General features: G+C 61.3%; 4 protein-coding genes and 1 tRNA gene. 1 reads left to right on the top strand and 4 read right to left on the bottom strand.

Annotated elements, in window-relative coordinates:
- The coding region (locus WAW39_RS12380) for a transposase (protein WP_422319227.1) at positions 1-941 on the top strand (941 nt) is incomplete at its 5' end.
- Positions 942-1,319: 378 nt separating this feature from the next.
- Here the strand turns inward: WAW39_RS12380 and WAW39_RS12385 are convergent.
- The 4 genes from WAW39_RS12385 to queG form a co-directional block, all read right to left on the bottom strand.
- Complete coding sequence (locus tag WAW39_RS12385) at positions 1,320-2,141, bottom strand: IS66 family transposase (protein WP_422319231.1); 822 nt, start codon at positions 2,139-2,141, stop codon at positions 1,320-1,322.
- A complete protein-coding gene (locus WAW39_RS12390) occupies positions 2,026-2,775 on the bottom strand; it encodes an IS66 family transposase (protein ID WP_422319228.1) in 750 nt (249 codons plus the stop codon). The genes WAW39_RS12385 and WAW39_RS12390 overlap by 116 nt, the downstream gene beginning before the upstream one ends.
- 686 nt (positions 2,776-3,461) lie before the next feature.
- A tRNA-Cys gene (locus tag WAW39_RS12395) sits at positions 3,462-3,536 on the bottom strand.
- Positions 3,537-3,942: 406 nt separating this feature from the next.
- On the bottom strand, positions 3,943-4,713 hold a 771-nt coding region (queG, locus tag WAW39_RS12400), incomplete at its 5' end, for a tRNA epoxyqueuosine(34) reductase QueG (RefSeq protein ID WP_422319230.1).

A 4,713-nucleotide genomic window follows, 5' to 3' on the forward strand; every position in this document is an offset into this window, starting at 1 on the left:
ATGATATTGAGAAGGAAGCACTGCGGAGGGTGATCTGGCGCATGGCGGAGTTCTCGGGGATCAAGGTGCTGACCTACTGCCTGATGGGGAATCATTTCCATCTGCTCGCCGAAGTGCCGCACCGACAGACATGGCTGGAGCGCTTCGAGGGGTCGAATGGTGAGGCGAAGTTGCTGGAGCACCTGGGCATCCTCTACAGCCGCAGCTACGTGGGCCTTCTGCGCGATGAGCTGACGGATCTGCGTGCGCGCGGCATGGCGGTGCTGGCTGAGCAGAGACTGGCTGCGCTCAAGAAGCGTTTTTGCGATCTGTCCTTGTTCGTCAAAGAGGTGAAGGAGCGCTTCAGCCGCTGGTTCAACAAACGGCGCGGTCGCCGTGGCACACTGTGGATGGACCGCTTCAAGAGTGTGCTGGTGGAAGGCAAGGGCGAGCCGCTGCGCACGATGGCTGCTTACATCGATCTCAATCCGGTGCGCGCCGGGCTGGTCAAAGATCCCAAGGACTACCGCTGGTGTGGTTACGCCGAGGCTCTTGGCGGCAGCCGCAGGGCGCAGCGTGGACTGTGCAAGGCGCTGAGCAAGCCGGTGGACGGCTGGAAGAGCGCCGACGCTGCAGCAGCCTATCGCTGTCTGCTTCACGCCGAGGGTCGCGAGGTGAAGGACGTGCAGAATGAGAATGGGGTGAGACGTGGCGTGACTACCGAGTCAGCCCGCGCGGTGCTGGCGGAAAAAGGAAAGCTCAGCCCCGCAGAACTGGTGCGGCTGCGCGTACGCTACTTCACCGATGGTGTGGTCCTGGGGAGCAAAGAGTTCGTGGAGCGCATCTTCGAATCGGAGCGGGAGCAGTTCGGCCCGAAGCGCAAGCAAGGGGCCAGACGCATGATGGAATCGGATTCACCGCTCTATACATTGCGTCATCTGCGGGTGAAGCCGCTGGTATGAGGGAGCTTGCAGCTCCACATTATAGGCGAACCGGCATCCTTCGCATATTCTGGGGGCCAATCGCGGCAGGCTTTGGTGATTTTCCTGACCACCGTCTCATCCAGCCCAGATCAGCTTTTCAAAACTGCGCTCAATGTCTGCGCCCCATAATGGCGGGTTGCAGATTTGATGTTCACCTTCCCGCCAAGCGTTTGGAATGAAAATCAGCGGCTTGCTTGAAGGTCATCTTCGCGCCGGATGCGCTGACTTCCCTTCCCTTGTGTTCACGGTGTTCTTTGTGGGCTGTGGAAGCCGTGCTTCGGCAACAGAGAAATGCGATGTTTTGAGGTATCCGGTGTCCATGCCCCCATGGCAATGGCCTTGATTTTGTCGGCCAAACTACATCGGCAGGACCGCTGATTGAGCCAATGCCTGGCGCAACGCCGCTTGCTCTGCGGCCCAGGCTTTGGGCGTGAGCCGATGCACCGTCTTGTTCGTCTCGGTGGGCAGGCGCTTGAAGACGTCCGTCAGATACGCCTCGGCATTGATGCCCTGCCGGTGGCAGTTGCCGATGAGCGTGTAGAACGTGGCGGCGCGGTCGCCGCTGGTTGGATCGCCCATGAACAGCCACCGCCGTGCCGCGACAGCGGCATGCTTCAGAGAAGCCTGACTGCGGAGCCGAAGGCAATTCTTCTTGCTGATCGCGCTGGGGCGGATCGCGTTTTCGATGAGGTTGTTGTCGATCTGCACGCGGCCATGGCGCAGGAACACGCCCAGCTTGCCCCACTGGTTGAGCGCATAGCTGATCGCCTTCCCCGTCAGACTTTGCGGCAGATGTTTGCGGCTGCGTTGCAGCTCTTCGAGTCGAACCTTGATGCGCTCCATGATCGGGGCGCTGTGCTCCTGGCGCGTCCTCAGGACTTCGTCTGGTCCGGCGCGCGCCTCGCGTAATCGCGCTTCGATCTGATAAAGCTGCTGGACTTGGGCGAGCACCCATTGCGGGTCTGCTCCTTCCGCCTGAGCCTCAAAAAACTTCCGCCGCATGTGCGCCAGACAGCCTGCGAGTTCTATGCGACCGGCACGCGCCGGACTGCCGGCAAAGGTCTCATACGCCTGATAGCCGTCGCACTGGATGATGCCTTTGAAGTCCAGCGGCACGATGCTCTCCAGGCTGGCCGTGGCTCGGCTGGTGCGCCATGCGAACAGGCTGACGTTGCGCACCGGGTTGTGGCACACCCACAGGTAGCCGGTGCCGCACACGCCGTCGCGTTCCGGGGTCCTGATACTTCACCGGCGTTTCGTCCCCTTGCACGTAGCCGTCGGCAAAGACTTCCTGTTTGATCTGCTCAATAATAAGTCCGCTGGCCTCGTGCGCCATGCCCATCCAGCCGCCGAGCGTCTGCCGCTCGATGGGCATTCCCCGCCGGGCATACATCTGCGCGATGCGGTAATACGGCAGGTGCAGCTCGAAGTGGCTGGCCGCCGTGTGCGCCAGCAGTCGCGGCGTGGCGATGCAGCGGTCCTGCAGCGTGTGCAACGGTGCGGTGACCGGCGGCAGATGGCGTGCTGCTTTGCGCACATACTTCCGGCGCACGAGCTTCTGGCACAAGAAGCGCCCCGGTGTGTAGTCGATGAGTTTGGTTTCCTCCGCGCCAATGCAGCTCCATGCCTCGGGCTCGGCCTTCGCCTCTTCGGGATCGATGAGCACTTCGGTGACCGGCAGCCCCGCGATGAGTTCATCGAGCGTGCGCTTCTTTTTCCTGCCATTGCCCGTTGGTGCTGCTGCCGCTTCAGCCTCCGAGGCGTCTGGGACGCAGTCGGAGGCGGCGGGCTTTTTTGCCGCGTCGAGTTCCAAGCTGGCGTGCCGGTCTATTCTAGGCCGCCGATGGGCCGCCCGAATGGCATGCCGAATCAGTATCCGGGGGGGGCATGCCATCGACCGGACGTCCGGTGGGTTTCCCAACTAACACGTTCCTCCCCGGCCTACGACTCTCAATCCAGCCGCAGGACAGCCGGGGGCAAAAGCAACAGGCGCTCCGCCCAGACCGTCCACCTTCCCTGGCAAACCCGTCAACGGCGCCCCAGTTCGGCCTCTACAGCCGAGTGCGGGGCCATATGTCCAAGAAATTCTGAGTGGAAGTGACGGAATGCAAACACCAACACAGGCAACCCTCATGAACCGCTGGATACACGGCTTCTGTGACGCCGCTTGGCATCTAATTGGTGAGTTCGACGTCTTGCCCTGACCTGTTCCGCAAGTCGCTATTTTTCAATATCACCAACTGTTCTTCATTTGCCATATCACGACGCCGGGTAGGAAACCTGTTGAGAGTTCTCTGCGAAGTGTCAGCGCATGTTTCAGTGCCTAAAAATCCCGTGAGAAGCAAAATTTCAAAACACACACATGGGTGAAATCAGCGGCACAGCGTCGAAATAACCACCCTGACAAGCCTTGAAACAGAGTGACACGGAAGGCCTGACGTTGTTATCGAGGCTGTTTTTGAGCCTCTCTGGTGAGGTAACTCATTGACTTTGAATGAGTGGAGGCGAGGGCGGGAATTGAACCCGCGCATACCGGTTTTGCAGACCAGTGCATTACCACTTTGCTACCTCGCCGTTCTCGATGTCGAGAGCCGGGGACGGTAGGGGGGAATGGGGGGATGTCAAGAAGAGCGGAGTTGACGGTGGTTTACGGTCGTTGACGGTTGTTTACAGTTGTTGGACCAGAATGGAAGAGCCGGAGGGTGGGGCGGAGGCGCGTTCTCAAGGGAGAAGCACCTGAATTCATGCGACTGGATTGTGGAACGGAGGGCAACAGGGGCGTTTATTCGGGAGCTGTTTGCACGAACTACGTTTCCAGATTCCGGCTAAAGCCGGGACTACAATACGTGCGCTGGCTGGTTTCAGGTTTGGGGCGATGCGGAGCTTCCAGAACGGGCTAGGATCCCGAACTACATACTCAGAGGAGCCGAAAGAGTGCGAGGATGCTATTCGGGAGGACTAGCTGCCAACTGCCCGTTCTCTACGACACGCAGCGGCTTCGAATCTCCGCCACCGCCCATTGGGCGTGTTCGGAGATGAGGGGGTGTTCATCTTGGGCGGCTTGCTCCAGGGCGGGGAGGTCGGCGGGGGTGCCGGTGTTGCCGAGGGCGACGCAGACGTTGCGGAGGAAGGCGGGGCGTTTGATGCGCTTGATGGGGGATTTGGCGAAGAGGGCGCGGAAGGTGTCGTCTGTGAGGGAGAGGAAGTCGCGGAGGGTGTGCTGGAATATGGTGGCGCGGGCCTGGAAGGTGGCCTCATGGGAGGCCTGGGCGTGGCGGTTCCAGGGGCAGGCATCGAGGCAGGTGTCGCAGCCGTAGATGCGATCGCCGATGGCGTGGCGGAATTCGAGGGGGATGGGGCCTTTGCTCTCGATGGTGAGGTAGGAGATGCAGCGGCGGGCGTCCATGCGACGGGGGGCGGTGATGGCCTGGGTGGGGCAGGCGGTGATGCAGCGGGTGCATTTGCCGCAGTGATCTGTGGCGGAGGTGTCCGGGGGGAGATCGAGGGTGGTGAGGATGTCTGCGAGGAAGAACCAGGTGCCGAGGTGGCGGTGGATCTGCATGGTGCTCTTGCCGCCCCAGCCGAGGCCGGATTCGCTGGCGAAGTCGCGCTCGAGGACGGGGCCGGTGTCGACGTAGGGACGCTGGGTGCCGCCGTGGGCGGTGAGGAAGTCGGCGAGGGTGCGGAGCTTGGCCTCGATGAGGTCGTGGTAGTCGTTGTTCCAGGCGTAGCGGGCGACTCGATACTGGGG

The organism is Prosthecobacter sp. (genome assembly GCF_049294395.1).
Classification (GTDB): domain Bacteria; phylum Verrucomicrobiota; class Verrucomicrobiia; order Verrucomicrobiales; family Verrucomicrobiaceae; genus Prosthecobacter.